Here is a 15,306-nt window from a genome sequence, read left to right as displayed (position 1 = left end):
AACGTCCGTTTATTCCGGCAGGCGGTAGTCGACGAGCTTATTCTCGCGCACGATGAACAGCTTGCCCGTCTCTGTCACACCGGGACCGACCAGCGGCAGGATCGCCTTCGCCACTTCGGTGGGATGCGGGAGCGTCTGCGGATCTTCGCCGGGCACCGCCTGCGCCCTCATCGCCGTTCGGGTTGCGCCCGGATCGACGCTGGTGATGCGCAGCGGCGTCGATTGGCTCTCGCCGGCCCAGGTGCGCGCCAGCGCCTCGACGGCGGCCTTTGATGCGGAATAGGCGCCCCAGAAGGGACGGCATTTGTGGGCGGCGCCTGAAGACAGAATTACGGCGCGGCCGGCATCCGAGCGGGCGAGCAGCGGATCGACCGACCGGATCAGCCGCCATGTCGCCGTCACGTTGATCGTCATCACCTTCTCGAACACCTTCGCCTCGATATGGCCAATCGGCGAAATGACGCCGAGCACGCCGGCATTGGCAACGAGGATATCGAGCTTGCCCCAGCGCTCGAAGATCGAGCCGCCGAGTGCGTCGATCGCATTCATATCGGCAAGGTCGAAGGGCACGAGGGTCGCACTGCCGCCGACGGCTTTGATGGCATCGTCGAGATCCTCGAGTCCGCCGACCGTGCGTGCGCAGGCGATCACATGGGCGCCGGCCTTGGCAAGTTCAAGGGCTGTGAAGTAGCCGATGCCGCGCGACGCACCGGTGACGAGTGCGATCCTGCCCTCAAGATTGATGTTCATCTGTCCGGTTCCGGATTTGCTTGCAAAGGTGAGGGGCGCAATAGGCCCCTCGGAAGCGAAAGTCAAAGCGGCAGCGGCTCAGCCGTTGCTGGCAAGCATCGAAAGCTTGTTGCCCATGGACTCGCCGTTCTTGTCGAGCAGGCGGGTCGGATAGTCACCGGTGAAGTAGTGGTCGGTGAACTGCGGGCGGGCCGGATTGCGGTCCTCGCCGCCGACGGCGCGGTAAAGTCCGTTGATCGACAGGAAGGCAAGCGAATCCGCTCCGATATATTTGGCCATGGCTTTGACATCGGCATATTGGTTGGCGAGCAGCTTGTCGGCGTCGGGCGTATCGATCCCATAGAAATCCGGGAAGAAGATCATCGGGCTTGCGACGCGGATATGGACTTCGCGCGCACCGGCCTCGCGGATCATCTGCACGATCTTCAGCGACGTCGTGCCGCGCACGATGGAATCATCGACCAGCACCACGCGCTTGCCTTCGATCATCGCCCGGTTGGCGGAATGCTTCAGCTTGACTCCAAAGGCGCGGATCTGCTGCGTTGGCTCAATGAAGGTACGGCCGACATAGTGGTTGCGGATGATGCCGTATTCGAAGGGGATGCCGCTTTCCTGCGCATAGCCGAGAGCCGCGGGCGTGCCGCCATCCGGTACCGGCACGATGACATCGGCATCGACGGGCGATTCCTTGGCAAGGTTCATGCCCATGTTCTTGCGCGTCGTATAGACGTTGCGGCCGCCGACGACCGAATCCGGACGGGCGAAATAGACATATTCGAACAGGCAGAGACGCTCCGGCTGTGGCTTGCTCGGCTTGCGGGCATCGATGCTGATCGAGCCGTCAGGCTGGATTTCGCAGATGATGACCTCGCCGTTTTCGACATCGCGGATGAACTTGGCGCCGATGATGTCGAGCGCGCAGGTTTCCGAACAGAAGATCGGCTTGCCGTCGAGTTCACCCATGACAAGCGGGCGAATGCCGGTGGGATCGCGCGCGGCAATCAGTTTCGTGCGGGTCATGGCGAGCATCGAATAGCCGCCTTCCATCTGGCGGATGGCGTCGATGAAGCGGTCGGATGTGGAAGCATGGCGCGAGCGGGCGATGAGATGCAGGACGACTTCGGTATCGGATGTCGACTGACAGATGGCGCCGGTGGCGATGATCTGGCGGCGCAGCGTCAGGCCATTGGTGAAATTGCCGTTATGGGCGATGGCGATGCCGCCTTCTTCCAGTTCGGCAAACAGCGGCTGCACGTTGCGCATCGCTACTTCGCCTGTCGTGGAATAGCGTGTGTGGCCGATCGCTATGCTGCCGGGCAGGCGGGCCAGCGTCATTGGATTGGTATAGTGGTCTCCCACCAGCCCCATATGGCGTTCCTGATAGAAGCGCTTGCCATCGAAGGAGACGATGCCGGCTGCCTCCTGTCCGCGGTGCTGCAGGGCGTGCAGCCCGAGAGCCGTGAGAGCCGCGGCATCGGGATGTCCCAGAATTCCGAAAACGCCGCATTCCTCATGCAGCGTATCTCCGTCGAGCGGATCGTCGATTGGGAAGGAATGGGACTGGTTCATTTCTGCGGGCCTCTGCTCTCACAAGAATGGATCGGCATTACCAATAGCACGATACCGGAAATCTCGCAGGTTTCCGAGAGCTTCGTGCTGAACGACATCTGCTTCAAAGCCCGTTCAGCGGGCTCAGAAACGGCTTAGGTCCGGCGGAGCTGGAATGCCCGGCCGGACCCTTATTTCACGTCCCGCTCAAATGGCAATTGCCGCGAGGCGAGTCAAGCTGCTGAACACTGTGTCAATTCGCCGGCTGCTGCGCGCCACCTGCGGGCGCGTCGTCCGCCGGCGCTTGATCGGCCGCCGGCGGCGTGGCGCCTTCGCTGCCCTGTGCCGGCTGCATCTTATCACGGAAGCTTGCCTGTATCATCTGGGCAAACTGCTCCGGCAGCACCGCCTTCAGCTTCACGACCATCGAATCCAGAAAGGGTTTCGATTTGGCCTCGTTGACCCAGGCCGGCCGGTGGTCGACATCGACCAGCCAGTTCCAGAACGCGACGGCAACGACCATCAGCAGCAGCCCGCGGGCCGCGCCGAACAGGAAACCGAGGGTGCGGTCGAGAGCGCCGATGCGGCTGTCGATGATGAAATCGGCAATCTTCATGGTGATGAAGGAAATGACGATGAGCGCGATCAGGAAGACGACCGCCGCCGAACCGGCGATCGCGATGCGATCGTCATCGGTGTACTTCTTCGCATAGGGCAGCAGGTACGGATAGAGGTAGTAGGCGGCGGCGGCCGAACCGCCCCAGCTCGCGATCGAAAGGATCTCGCGCGAGAAACCGCGGACCATTGCCAGCACGGCGGAGAAGAGCACGACGCCGATGACAATACCGTCGAAAATCGTAATGGGCATGAAAATTCAACTCCAGGACTGCCGCTCGGCGGCCGTGTCGGCCTTATCGTGTGCCTCCTATAACATTACCATTCGCGGCAATGAAAGGATCAAACCTCGTCTTCCACACGCAGCGCTCCCTTGGACCCGGCGATGCGCGCAACCAGATCCGGCAGGCTTTCGACCTCGCTCCATCGCCCGCCGGAACCCTTCGGCAGCTCGGCGGAGGCGGAAGGAAGCAGCGCAGCGGAAAAGCCCAGCTTCTCGGCTTCCTTGAGGCGCTGGGCGGTGTGCGCAACCGGCCGGATGGCGCCCGACAGGCTGACTTCGCCGAAATAGACGCAATCGGCGGGAAGGGCAATACCGGCAAGCGACGAAACCAGCGCCGAGGCGACGGCGAGATCGGCCGCCGGTTCGGAGATGCGGTAGCCGCCCGCGATGTTCAGATAGACGTCGTGCTGGCCGAGCCTGACGCCGCAATGGGCCTCCAGCACCGCCAGGATCATCGACAGCCGGGCTGAATCCCAGCCGACCACGGCGCGCCGCGGCGTGCCAAGCGATGTCGGCGCCACCAGCGCCTGCACTTCAACGAGCACCGGGCGGGTGCCCTCCATGCCCGCGAAGACGGCCGCGCCAGGTGATTTCTCATTGCGCTCGCCGAGGAAGAGTTCGGAGGGGTTGGCGACCTCGCGTAGCCCTCTGTCGGACATTTCGAAGACGCCGATCTCGTCGGTGGGGCCGAAGCGGTTCTTGACCGTGCGTAGGATTCGGTAGTGATGGCCGCGGTCGCCTTCGAAATAAAGCACGGCATCGACCATGTGTTCGACGACGCGTGGCCCGGCGATCTGCCCGTCCTTGGTCACATGCCCGACGAGCACCATGGCCGCACCCGTCTGCTTGGCGAAGCGGATCATCGACTGCACGCCGGTGCGCACCTGCGTCACCGTTCCCGGCGCGGACTCCGCCAGTTCGCTCCACAGGGTCTGGATTGAATCGATGATGACGAGATCGGGGCGTTTACCCTCGGCAAGCGTTGCCAGAATATCCTCGACATTGGTTTCGGCCGCCAGCATCACGTCGGTATCGGCGGCGGCAAGCCGCTGCGCTCGCAGGCGGACCTGCGCCACCGCCTCCTCGCCGGAGACATAGATGATCTTATGGCCGCGCCGGGCAAGGGCGGCGGCGGCCTGCATCAGCAGCGTCGATTTGCCGATGCCGGGATCGCCGCCGATCAGAACCGCCGAGCCGCGCACGAAACCGCCGCCAAGCGCGCGGTCGAGTTCCGACATGCCGGTATGGATGCGCGGCGCCTCCTCGATCTCACCCGACAGCGCCGTCAGAGCCACCGGCCGGCCCTTCTTCGGCGTCTTGCCGGGACCGGAGCCGATGCCGCCCATCGGGTCTTCCTCGACGATCGTATTCCACTCGCCGCAATTATCGCATTTGCCGGCCCAGCGGTTGTGAACCGCGCCGCAATTCTGGCAGATGAACTGTGTCCTCGCCTTCGCCATCAATCTTTCTTTCAGTCGCGTTCCACAAATGAAGCCGTCGAAAGCTTCACCGAATCATTGTCGTGTCCGAGATAATGGCTATCGCAATGGATCAAAACTAATGATTTCCCCATCAGCCCTAGCGGTGCCTATGCTTTTCGCCTCTGATCATCAGGAACGGTGAAGATGTTCGACTACTCGCTCGCGCACTGGCTTGCATTTCTGTCGGCGGCGATTTTGCTCAACCTCTCGCCAGGCCCGGACATCGCCTTCATCCTCGGCCATACGATGAGAGGCGGGAAACGCGCCGGTTTTTCCGCATTGTTCGGCGTCTGGTCAGGCGCCTGCCTGCACGTTCTGATGGCGGCACTGGGTCTTTCCGCCGTGCTCGCCGCCTCTGCCCTGGCGTTCTCTGCGGTCAAATGGCTCGGTGCTGCCTATCTCGTCTGGCTGGGCATTCAGGCTCTGCGCGGCTGCGACAACGGCCCGATGAACGCGACTGGTGAGGAAATGCCGGGGGCAAGGATCTATCGGCAAGGGATACTGGTGTCGCTGCTCAATCCGAAAGTGGCGATATTCTTCCTGGCATTCCTGCCGCAATTCGTCGTCGAGGGTGCAGGGCCGGCATGGGCGCAGCTGATGCTTCATGGCGGGCTCATCATCGCCGTCGCCGCCTTTATCGAGCCGCCGCTTGTATTTCTCGGAGGGCGCCTTGCCGATGCGCTAAGGCGCAACCAGAAAATCGGGCGATGGCTCGATCGCGGCCTGGGCGCGCTTTTCGTCGGGCTTGGTGTACGCCTAGCCCTGAGCGGCCGGTGATAGCCGGGCCTATTCCTCGGCCACATAGCGCCGTTCGTGGCGCAGCCCCATGCTGGTGAGGATCTCGTAGCCAATCGTGCCCGCCGCCCGCGCCACGTCGTCGAGGGGCATGTTCGTTCCGAACAGCTCGATATAATCGCCGGCGCGCACGGCGTTCTCGGGCAGGTCGGTGATATCGAAGATCGTCAGGTCCATAGTGATCCGGCCGGCAACCGGCACCTTGTGTCCGGCGATGAAGCCTTGCCCGCCCTGCGGCAGAGCCTGGCGCAGCGGCACGCCGGCGCTCGATAGGCTGCGCATGTAACCGTCCGCATAACCGGCAGACGCGATTGCCAGCCGGCTTCTGCGGCAAAGCTGCAGTGCCCTGCCGTAGCTGACGGTCTCGCCGGCCTCGACAGTGCGCACCTGGATGATGCGTGCTTCCGCGGTCGCGACCGGCCGCATCGGGTTCGCCATGCCACTGACCGCCTCGCCGCCATAGAGCGCGATGCCCGGCCGGGTCAGGTCGAAATGATAATCGTCGCCGAGAAAGATGCCGGCCGAGGCGGCAAGACTTGAATCGATGCCTTCATAGACGGCCGTAACCTTACGGAATGATTCGAGTTGCTGTCGGTTCATCGCATGGGTGGGATCGTCGCCGCAGGCGAGATGGCTCATGACCAGCACCGGCGCGAAGCTCGCAGGCCGCGAGACGTCGTCGGCAAGCGCGATAGCGTCGTCGATGTGCAGCCCGAGCCGATTGAAGCCGGTATCGACATGCAGGGCGCAGGGGTAATCGCCGTAATCGGCAAGCACCGCCATCCAGAAGGCGAACTGCTCGTCGGAGGAAATCACCGGTACGAGATCATTGTCGAAGAACCGCCGTTCCGTGCCCGGCCATATGCCCGAGAGCACGAAGATGCGTGCCTCCGGCGCATAGAGGCGAAGGGTGACGCCCTCATCGACGGTCGCGACGAAGAAATCCCGGGCGCCTGCGAGATAGAGCGCTTCGCCGACGTCCTCGATGCCCGTGCCGTAGGCGTCCGCCTTGACGACGGCTGCGGCGCGCGCTGCACCCGAGCGGCGCGCCATGTCGCGCCAGTTTTCCGTGAGCGCACTGAGATCAACGGTCAGCCGCAGGCCTGCGGAAGTGAAAAGATCATCATCATCGGAGGGGATAGGAAAATCTGTCATGAATCGCCGTGAGGAAATGGAAGGAACCGTCCCGCTCAGTCTAGAGAGCATTGTGGCCAAGGAAAAGCGCAGGCGGTCACATATCACCCTTTGCTTCTTGTACGATCACTTTTGTTCAAGACGCATGCAGGCTTTCGCGCTAATTCTATTGGATGCAGAATGTATCGCAGAAAGAGGCGGCGGAAGCCATGCCGCTGGCCAATGTGGAATCGGCCCGCTTCTGGCGGGATAGCCGCTTCCGTGACATGGAATGCCTGAGCGCCACTTTTCTCACCCATGAATATGCGCCGCATGCGCATGATACGTTCAGCATCGGCGCGATAGAAAGCGGCACCCAGATCGCCACCCTCAGCGGCAGGCGGGAGGAAACCGGGCCTGGCGACCTTTATTTGATCGACCCCGGTGTCATCCATGACGGCGCTCCGGGCGGTAACGGCTACCGCTACCGCATGATCTATCCCGACACGAAGCTGTTCGTCGATATTCTGGAGGATGTCACCGGCAAGGCCTTCCATGCGACGCCCTCTTTTTCCGGCGCGCTTCCACGCGATCCCGAGCTCGCCAATGCCTTTCATGCCGCTCACCGAACGCTGGAGAGCGGCGCAGGCGCTCTCGAGTCAGATGAAGGAATGTTCTCGGTGCTGGCGGCGATCTTTGCGCGTCACGGCAGCACGATTGTCGTGCCTGTCGATACCAAGGAGCGAAGCGCCGTCGCCCGCGCTCGCGAATACCTGATCGAGAATTTCGACCTCGATGTTGGCCTCAAGGAACTGGCCGAAGTGGCGGGATTGAGCCGGGCTCATCTCATCCGCGCCTTCCGCAAGGAATATCACATCACACCGCACGCCTTCCTGACGGATCGGCGGGTGCAGGTGGCCCGGCGGCTGCTGCGGCAGGGTCGCATGCCAGCCGACATTGCGCTGGAATGCGGTTTTGCCGATCAGGCGCACTTTACTCGGCACTTCAAGGCACGCACTGGCGTGACGCCCGGCCAGTTCCGCCTGGGCTGATCACTTTCGTTCAATACAGCCGTGGCGGCCTGGGCTAACCCTCCGCGATCTTAATCAGGAGGTTGCCATGATGCAGCACGGCCGGCCATCCGGCGAATTTTGTCTTGGCGAATTTCTCGCCGGAATGCGTGCCATCTTTCCGCTCGTCGTCGCCGTTTTGCCGATCGGTCTTGTCTTCGGCGCGGTCGCGGCCACTAAGGGCCTTTCCCCGTTGGAAACGACGCTGATGAGCGCACTTGTCTTTGCAGGCGGCTCGCAATTCGTGGCGATGGACATCTGGACACATCCGGCAAGCTGGATCGGCATTGGCTTCGCAGCCCTGCTGGTCAACATCCGCCACGTGCTGATGAGCGCGTCGATCGGCACGAAGATGCAGTCCTTCTCGGGCATCAAACGCTATATCGCCATGCTCTTTCTTGCCGATGAGCTCTGGGCCATGGCGGAATTCCGCGCTGGAAGCACGCGGCTGAGGCCCGCCTGGTATGCCGGTATCGTCATGCCCTTTTACCTCACCTGGGTCATTTCCTCGCTGACAGGCGCACTGCTCGGCGCGTTTCTCGGCAATCCGGCCGTCATCGGCCTCGACTTCGCCTTTCCGGCTGTCTTCGTCGTGCTGGTCATGGGCTTCTGGAAGGGGCCGGAAACCGGCGCCGTGCTTGCCGCAAGCGGTGCCGCTTCCGTTGCTGTCCACCATTTCGTGCCAGGGGTCTGGTATATCGCCGCCGGGGCGCTGGCTGGGCTGGCAATGGCCCTCTGGCAGGGCAGGGCGCGGGAGCAGGCGGCATGACGCTGCATTTCGATATCCTCATCGCCATCCTCGCGATGGCAGCCGCAACCGTCTTTACCCGCATCAGCGGTCTCGTCCTGATCCGGCATGTCGAGATCGATGAGCGCCGGAGAACGGCAATCGAAGCCATTCCGCCGGCCGTGCTGATGGCCGTCATCGCCCCGACAGCCTTTGCGACCGGCTGGGCGGAGACGCTGGCATGCGCAGCAACCGCGATCGCCGCGCGCCGCCTACCGATGCTTGCAAGCGTCGTGGTCGGCGTCGCAACGGTCGCACTGCTGCGGGCGGCAGGACTCTGAAGAAATCAACGCGGGGAAACCGCGTCAATGTTCCTCATACTGGATGAAGGAAGGATCTGCGAGATCGGCAAAGCGGGTGAATTCCGCCTGGAAGGCGAGCTTCACCGTGCCTGTCGGCCCGTGGCGCTGCTTGGCGATGATGACGTCGGCCGTACCCTTCACCTTGTCGAACAGCGCTTCCCATTCCGGATATTTCGGGTCGTGAGGATCGCGCGGCTCCTGGTTCTTGACGTAATACTCCTCGCGGAACACGAAGAGCACGACGTCGGCATCCTGTTCGATCGAACCAGATTCGCGAAGGTCGGAGAGCTGCGGACGCTTGTCGTCGCGGCTTTCGACCTGACGCGAGAGCTGCGACAGCGCGATGATCGGAACATTGAGTTCCTTGCCGAGCGCCTTGAGGCCGGTGGTGATCTGGGTGATTTCCTGGACGCGGTTGTCGCTTGATTTGCCCGAGCCGGTCATCAGCTGCACGTAGTCGACCACGAGCACGTCGAGGCCGCGCTGGCGCTTGAGGCGGCGCGCCCGCGCTGAAAGCTGAGCGATGGAGATGCCGCCGGTCTGGTCGATATAGAGCGGCACCTTCTGCATCATCATCGAGCAGGCGACGAGCTTTTCGAAATCAGCATCGTTGATGTCGCCGCGGCGGATCTTTGAGGAGGAGACTTCCGTCTGCTCCGAGATGATACGGGTGGCGAGCTGTTCGGACGACATTTCGAGCGAGTAGAACCCGACGACGCCGCCGTTCTTTGCCTTCATGCTGCCGTCCGGCTGCACCTCGCCCTCATAAGCGGCAGCGATATTATAGGCAATGTTGGTCGCAAGCGAGGTCTTGCCCATGCCCGGGCGTCCGGCGAGAATGATCAAGTCCGAACGCTGCAGGCCGCCCATCTTCGCATCGAGCGAATGGATGCCGGTAGAAATACCGGAAAGGCCGCCGTCGCGTTCCTTGGCGACCGCCGCCATGTCGATGGCGAGCGCGACGGCGTCGTTGAAGGACTGGAAGCCGCCGTCGTAGCGGCCGTTTTCGGCGAGCTCGAACAGCCGGCGCTCGGTATCCTCGATCTGCGACTGCGGCGGCATGTCAAGCGGCGCGTCGTAGGCGATGTTGACGACATCCTCGCCGATTGTGATCAGCGCCCGGCGCAGGGCGAGATCATAGATCGCCCGGCCGTAATCCTCGGCATTGATGACAGTGACGGCATTGCTGACGAGGCTTGCCAGATATTGCGCAACCGTCATGTCGCCGACTTTCTCGTCGGCCTTCAGGAAGGTCTTGATCGTCACCGGATTGGCGATCTTGCCCATGCGGATGATGTCGCCGGCGACTTCGAAGATCTTCCTGTGCAGCGGTTCGTAAAGATGGATCGGCTTCAGAAAGTCCGACACCCGGTAATAGGCGTCGTTGTTCATCAGGATGGCGCCGAGAAGCGCCTGCTCGGCTTCGATATTGTTGGGTGCTTCGCGGTAGTGCTGCTCCGACGGAGCAACGGCTGCAATCTTTCGAGCGGCGTCGTTCATCATCATCCGTTCTGTCTTTTTCCAACTCCGGATTTGCAATTCCGGATGGAGAAAATCAAGGGGCTGCCAAAGGAGCGGGGCTCGTCTCGCCTAAATCCTGAACGCTGTGCCCATTGTTCGACTTCTCCACAGTCCCGGGCGCCACAGATGCGAAATACTGGCAGTGTCACCTGCAGGACACGGTACGGAGCCGACTCAGCTCATCCGTTCCGGAGAAGGATATGTTAGCCCGATGACATCGGGAACGCAGCAAAAACATCCGGGTAATCCCCCGCTAAAAAGGCGACCCGAGGGCTGCGCGGACCCGAAACGTACGAAAAGAAAAAGCCCGGCACGGTGGCCGGGCTCTCCCTATCGAGGAATATCCGTCGAGAATTATGCTTCGTCTTCGTCGAGGCCGTCGGCTTCCGGATCGAAGAAATCTTCCGGACGCAGTGCGTCTTCGTCGACGCCGTAGATTGCGTCGACCGAGGTGAGCTCTTCGCCCTTGGCCTGACGCTCTGCCTCTTCGGCCGAACGGGCAACGTTCAGCTCGATGTTGATTTCGACTTCGGCATGCAGCTGCAGCTCGACCTTGTGCAGGCCGATCGCCTTGATCGGCGTGTTGAGGTGAACCTGGTTGCGGCCGATGTTGAAGCCTTCCGCGGCGAGAACTTCGACAACGTCACGGGCAGCGACCGAGCCGTAGAGCTGGCCGGTTTCGCCGGCGGAGCGTACGACGATGAAGGACTTGCCGTCGAGGACGTCGGCGACCTTCTGGGCTTCCGACTTGCGCTCGAGGTTACGGGCTTCGAGCGTTGCACGCTCGGATTCGAAGCGGGCCTTGTTGGCGGCGTTGGCGCGCAGTGCCTTGCCGAGCGGCAGCAGGTAGTTGCGGGCAAAGCCGTCGCGAACCTTTACGGTTTCGCCCATCTGGCCGAGCTTGGAGATGCGTTCGAGAAGGATGACTTCCATTTTCTTGTTCCTTTCTTGTGTCTCAGATTTTCGTGTCGGGTTGTTTGGAGGTATCAGCATCTTTCGTCGGGGTCAGAGCGATCGCTTTGCGCGTATCGCTAAGACCCACGACCAGAATGAGGAGAGCTGGCAGCAGCATAAGCATCGAAGCCAGGTAGCAGAGGATGAGGGCCGGTATCCGCCAGTCCTTGCCGCGTGTGCGGAAATGCAGCGAGGCGAAGCCGGAGAGCATGAAACCGGCGCCGAAGGTGCCGATCACGGTCGCGCCGACGAGCGCCGGAACGCCGCCGAAGAAGCAGGCGCCAAGCCCGGCCAGGAAGATGAAAATCGAATTGCGGTTCATGCGCAGCGACGAAGGAATATCCTCGCGCGGCCGAAGGCCGCGGCCGGATGCGGCGACGATGCGCACGGCGAAATAATAGGCGGCAAACAGCATGCTGACCCACATGCAGCCCTGGACGGCCGGCAGCATCAGCAGGATCAGCGATTTGGTCTGCGCGGTTGCCGCCGGATCGGGCATGAATTCCGGCTGCTGCTGCTTGACCGAGGTGATCAGCAGATCGACGATCGGGTCGGTGATATCAGGCCCATAGCCGATCATCACGCCGATGACGATAACGGCAAGCGTCACCAGGCCGCACAGATGCAGCAGGATATCGGAGAGCGGATACCAGGCAAGCAGATGGTCTGGGCCGCCGAGTTCGGAGGCGGGACGCGCGAGATTGGCGAGATGGCTAAGCCAGCCGGCCGGCAGCAGCGTCACCAGCGTCATGACGAGCGCGAAAGACGGGGAGATGAGGATAGCACCAAGCGCCGCTCCCGTGACGACGGCTGAAATTGCAGCGGCATTGCCCCAGCCAAGCCCGACGAGCAGGATCGGCAGCGCCGAGGCCGTATATAGAAGCGCGCTGAAAAACGACGGCTGCATGCTCGCGCCCAGCACCAGCAAGGCGGCGGTCAATCCGGCGAGTGCGCCGATCAGCAGCGTTTTAAGATCAGGTCGTTTCAAGGTCGCTGTCCTGCTTCATCAAGCAGTTAGAGGCCGTTGCTGAATCGAATTCAGAAACATCTCAACATGGGTTTTAAGAATTCCGATCCGCGCCCATCGCGGAAGGGAGTAGGAAGGCACGAATGCCTTCCCCTAAATGTCATCACATCGGCCGATTAAGCGACGACGTAAGGCAGCAGGCCGAGGAAACGGGCGCGCTTGATCGCCTGGGCGAGTTCGCGCTGCTTCTTCTGGGAAACGGCCGTGATGCGGGACGGAACGATCTTGCCGCGCTCGGAAATGTAGCGCTGCAACAGACGTACGTCCTTGTAGTCGATCCGCGGAGCGTTTGCGCCGGAGAACGGGCAGGTCTTGCGGCGGCGATGGAACGGACGGCGGACCGGAGCGGAGGAAGCTTCAGACATTCTTATATCTCCTTATGCACGGTCTTCGCGGGGAGCGCGGTCCGGACGAGGGGCGCGCTGGAACTCGCCGTCACGGCGCGGCGGACGGTCGCCGAATTCGCGGCGCGGGCCGCGGTCGCCGCCTTCGCGCGGGCCGCGGTCGTCGCGGTCACGCTTCTGCAGCATCGCAGATGGGCCTTCTTCGTGCTTTTCGACGGCGATGGTCATGTAGCGAAGAACGTCTTCGCTGATGCGCATCTGACGTTCCATTTCCTGGATCGCTGCTGCCGGTGCATCGATGTCCATCAGGGCGTAATGCGCCTTGCGGTTCTTCTTGATGCGATAGGTGAGGGACTTGAGGCCCCAGTTTTCGATGCGCCCGACCTTGCCGCCGTTAGCTTCGATCACACCCTTGTACTGTTCTACGAGGGCATCGACCTGCTGAGCGGAAATATCCTGCCGGGCAAGGAATACATGTTCATAAAGAGCCATGACAGCTTTGCCTTTCTTGCGTTTGGTTCAACCCGATATTCGGCGGCTAAGCCTCAACGACTGCTCCTGATTGGGCGGACCCAGGCAAGAAAAGCGTTTCCGAGACGGTCGAGAGCGGAGACACGGGAGGCTGGAACGCTTCCGTTCCGAACGATTTCCAGACAGGAAACCGGCCCTCCGTTCAGCCACCAGCCAGAAGACCGGGTTAACGAACAGCGCGGCTTATACGGATTTTCGCGCGAAACGCAAGGGGCAGTCAGCATTGTTCTCGCGGCGAGTTCAACAAAGATAGTCCTGCTTTGCGTAAACCGTCGACGAAATGGTCGTAGTGGTTGGCGGCGACATATGGTGTCAGGAACTTCCAGTAGTGTTCGAGGTCCATCGGTGCGTGCGCTAGAATTTCCGGTATTAGTCGCCGTGCTTCATCGTGGCGATCGAGCTGTCCTAGACTCGCGAGGAGCACGAGTCGGTTGAAATAAGCGCGACGGAGCGACAGTCCGCGTTCGGAATAGTGAACGGCCTCATCGTAATTGCCGAGATGGTAGTGAGACAAAGCCAGTCGGTCGAAAAAGAGAAAGGTAAAGGGGTCATGCGGACTGAGCCGCAGGGCCATGTGGAGCGGGTCGCGGGCTTCGGCGAAATGGCCGGTGAAAATGCGAGCCCATCCGAGCGCCATATGCGCTAGTGCAAAATTGGGGTTGAGATCGATCGCCTGCTGGGACGCCTCGACCGCGGCTGGAGCGTTATGGGCCGCAAAATGGCTGAGGCACATAACGTAATGAGAGTAGGGATCGCGCGGGTCGAGCGCGACAGCACGTTCTGCCTCGACGCGAAGTTCAGTACTGTCCCTGTCGACGTCGTCGCTGAAGCCACGAAGACAGCGGGCGTAGAGCGAGCGGGCCAACATCATGTGGGCGCGCGCAAAGCTGGGATCGAGTTCGATGGCTCGCCGATGCCAGTTGATGGCCTCGATGAAATGTTCGGCCGTATCCTGTGCGTTGTGCAGCCAGGTTCCGCGCATGTGGCTCTCGTAGGCGTCGAGGTTGTCAGTGGTTCGCAGCAGCGCACGGCGGCTCTCGCCGATAAGGATTTCAGGCTCTATGGCACCGACGACGTTTTGGGTGAGTTCGTCCTGAATGGCGAAGATATCGGCGATCTCACGGTCGTAGCGTTGTGCCCAGAGGTGCACGCCGCTTTCCGCCTCGATCAGCTGGCCTGTGACGCGAACCCGCATCCCGGCCCTGCGCACGCTGCCTTCTACGATGTAGCGCACGCCGAGATCGCGCCCGATTTGCTTCACATCAACCGCGCGCCCCTTAAACACAAAGGAAGAGTTCTGAGCGATGACGAAAAACCAGCGATAAAGCGAGAGCGCCGTTATAATGTCTTCGGTCAAGCCATCGGCGAAGTACTCCTGCTCCGGGTCATCGGACATGTTGACGAAGGGTAATACGGCGATCGAGGGTTTGTCAGGCAGTCTGAGTGGCCCGCCGAGCACCCCCGCCTCGATAGGGTCCTCGCGGCTCCAGTCAACCCGATGCACGGGCACCGGACGGGGAATGTTTTTCAGTGTGCGATCGCCCATCGACACGAGCGGAAAGTCCAGCTTGCCCTCGATCTGCTCCCGCAAAGCGCCGGAAATGCAGATACCTGAAGGCAGCGCCACTTCTTGAAGACGGGCGGCGACGTTCACGCCGTCGCCAAGCAAGTTGTCTCCGGAGACGACGACATCGCCAAGGTTGAGCCCAAGGCGGAACTCCATGCGTCGATCCACAGGCAGGTCAGCATTTCGGCGATGGAGGGCGCGCTGGATCGCGACGGCTGCACGGACGCCCTGTACTGCGCTGTGGAATTCGGCGATCATGCTATCTCCGGCGCTGCCGAAAATCCGCCCACCATGCTCGCGCACCAGATCACCGATGGTGGCGCCATAGACACTGAGTGTCGCAAGGGCGTCTTCCTCGTTGGCTGCAACAAGGCGACTGTAACCGGCAACGTCGCCGGCAAGTATCACTGCGAGCTTCCGTTCCACGGGGGTGAGCGCTCCTGCGGCGCTGCCAGAGCTATACAAATCTAGCTGAAATGCCGAGAACGGAGAAGCGAAATTGCCTCCGGAGCGTAAACTCGTCGTTGCAGTTCGTGGTGCGAGGCCAGGCGATGTACGCTCGACCGCGATTGAATCCGACTGCGAATGGCCTCATCGATTGCGGGCTGTCCGTTTGCC

General features: G+C 61.7%; 15 protein-coding genes. 4 read left to right on the top strand and 11 right to left on the bottom strand.

Going from position 1 to position 15,306, the window contains the following annotated elements; all coding sequences use genetic code 11:
• Positions 1 to 9 precede the first annotated feature (9 nt).
• The 4 genes from FHT70_RS06315 to radA form a co-directional block, all read right to left on the bottom strand.
• Entirely contained in the window at positions 10 to 750 is a 741-nt protein-coding gene (locus FHT70_RS06315; protein WP_097598488.1) for an SDR family NAD(P)-dependent oxidoreductase, read from the bottom strand.
• A gap of 78 nt (positions 751 to 828) precedes the next feature.
• A complete protein-coding gene (gene purF / locus FHT70_RS06310; RefSeq protein ID WP_097598487.1) occupies positions 829 to 2,319 on the bottom strand; it encodes an amidophosphoribosyltransferase in 1,491 nt (496 codons plus the stop codon).
• Positions 2,320 to 2,551: 232 nt separating this feature from the next.
• Positions 2,552 to 3,166: a CvpA family protein gene (locus FHT70_RS06305; RefSeq protein ID WP_085777628.1), complete on the bottom strand. Its 615-nt coding sequence runs from the start codon at positions 3,164 to 3,166 to the stop codon at positions 2,552 to 2,554.
• 89 nt (positions 3,167 to 3,255) lie between these two features.
• The gene (gene radA / locus FHT70_RS06300; protein WP_097598486.1) at positions 3,256 to 4,656 is read right to left on the bottom strand and encodes a DNA repair protein RadA; all 1,401 of its coding nucleotides are present in this window, start codon (positions 4,654 to 4,656) and stop codon (positions 3,256 to 3,258) included.
• A 165-nt stretch (positions 4,657 to 4,821) separates the two neighbouring features.
• Between radA and FHT70_RS06295 the strand changes: the two genes are divergently transcribed.
• Positions 4,822 to 5,454 (top strand): LysE family translocator, encoded by a 633-nt coding sequence (locus tag FHT70_RS06295; protein ID WP_183699609.1) that lies wholly within the window; start codon positions 4,822 to 4,824, stop codon positions 5,452 to 5,454.
• 9 nt (positions 5,455 to 5,463) lie between these two features.
• Here FHT70_RS06295 and alr read toward each other — a convergent pair whose 3' ends face one another.
• Positions 5,464 to 6,627 (bottom strand): alanine racemase, encoded by a 1,164-nt coding sequence (alr, locus tag FHT70_RS06290; RefSeq protein WP_183699607.1) that lies wholly within the window; start codon positions 6,625 to 6,627, stop codon positions 5,464 to 5,466.
• A gap of 188 nt (positions 6,628 to 6,815) precedes the next feature.
• On the opposite strand from alr, the gene FHT70_RS06285 reads away from it, so the two are divergent.
• The 3 genes from FHT70_RS06285 (at position 6,816) to FHT70_RS06275 (ending at position 8,723) form a co-directional block, all read left to right on the top strand.
• Complete coding sequence (locus FHT70_RS06285) at positions 6,816 to 7,637, top strand: AraC family transcriptional regulator (RefSeq protein ID WP_097598541.1); 822 nt, start codon at positions 6,816 to 6,818, stop codon at positions 7,635 to 7,637.
• Positions 7,638 to 7,704: 67 nt separating this feature from the next.
• The gene (locus FHT70_RS06280; protein WP_183699605.1) at positions 7,705 to 8,424 is read left to right on the top strand and encodes an AzlC family ABC transporter permease; all 720 of its coding nucleotides are present in this window, start codon (positions 7,705 to 7,707) and stop codon (positions 8,422 to 8,424) included.
• Positions 8,421 to 8,723, top strand: a complete 303-nt coding sequence (locus FHT70_RS06275) for an AzlD domain-containing protein (protein ID WP_097598482.1) — start codon at positions 8,421 to 8,423, stop codon at positions 8,721 to 8,723. Before FHT70_RS06280 ends, FHT70_RS06275 begins: the two co-directional genes overlap by 4 nt.
• 24 nt (positions 8,724 to 8,747) lie before the next feature.
• On the opposite strand, the gene FHT70_RS06270 is transcribed toward FHT70_RS06275, so the two are convergent.
• The 6 genes from FHT70_RS06270 to FHT70_RS06245 all read right to left on the bottom strand — a co-directional run bounded on the left by FHT70_RS06270 (position 8,748) and on the right by FHT70_RS06245 (position 15,114).
• Positions 8,748 to 10,244, bottom strand: a complete 1,497-nt coding sequence (locus tag FHT70_RS06270) for a replicative DNA helicase (protein WP_097598540.1) — start codon at positions 10,242 to 10,244, stop codon at positions 8,748 to 8,750.
• Positions 10,245 to 10,619: 375 nt separating this feature from the next.
• Positions 10,620 to 11,198 (bottom strand): 50S ribosomal protein L9, encoded by a 579-nt coding sequence (rplI, locus tag FHT70_RS06265; protein WP_085777634.1) that lies wholly within the window; start codon positions 11,196 to 11,198, stop codon positions 10,620 to 10,622.
• 22 nt (positions 11,199 to 11,220) lie between these two features.
• On the bottom strand, positions 11,221 to 12,207 hold the full coding sequence (locus FHT70_RS06260; RefSeq protein ID WP_183699603.1) for a DUF2232 domain-containing protein: 987 nt from the start codon (positions 12,205 to 12,207) through the stop codon (positions 11,221 to 11,223).
• Positions 12,208 to 12,362: 155 nt separating this feature from the next.
• A complete protein-coding gene (gene rpsR, locus FHT70_RS06255; protein WP_004680498.1) occupies positions 12,363 to 12,611 on the bottom strand; it encodes a 30S ribosomal protein S18 in 249 nt (82 codons plus the stop codon).
• Positions 12,612 to 12,623: 12 nt separating this feature from the next.
• Complete coding sequence (rpsF, locus tag FHT70_RS06250; protein WP_085777636.1) at positions 12,624 to 13,082, bottom strand: 30S ribosomal protein S6; 459 nt, start codon at positions 13,080 to 13,082, stop codon at positions 12,624 to 12,626.
• Between the two features lie 256 nt (positions 13,083 to 13,338).
• Complete coding sequence (locus FHT70_RS06245) at positions 13,339 to 15,114, bottom strand: adenylate/guanylate cyclase domain-containing protein (protein ID WP_183699601.1); 1,776 nt, start codon at positions 15,112 to 15,114, stop codon at positions 13,339 to 13,341.
• Positions 15,115 to 15,306 lie beyond the last annotated feature (192 nt).

The organism is Rhizobium sp. BK049 (genome assembly GCF_014193135.1).
GTDB lineage: Bacteria > Pseudomonadota > Alphaproteobacteria > Rhizobiales > Rhizobiaceae > Rhizobium.
Note: the sequence above shows the minus strand (reverse complement) of the source record. Positions and strands in the feature narration are given on the sequence as shown.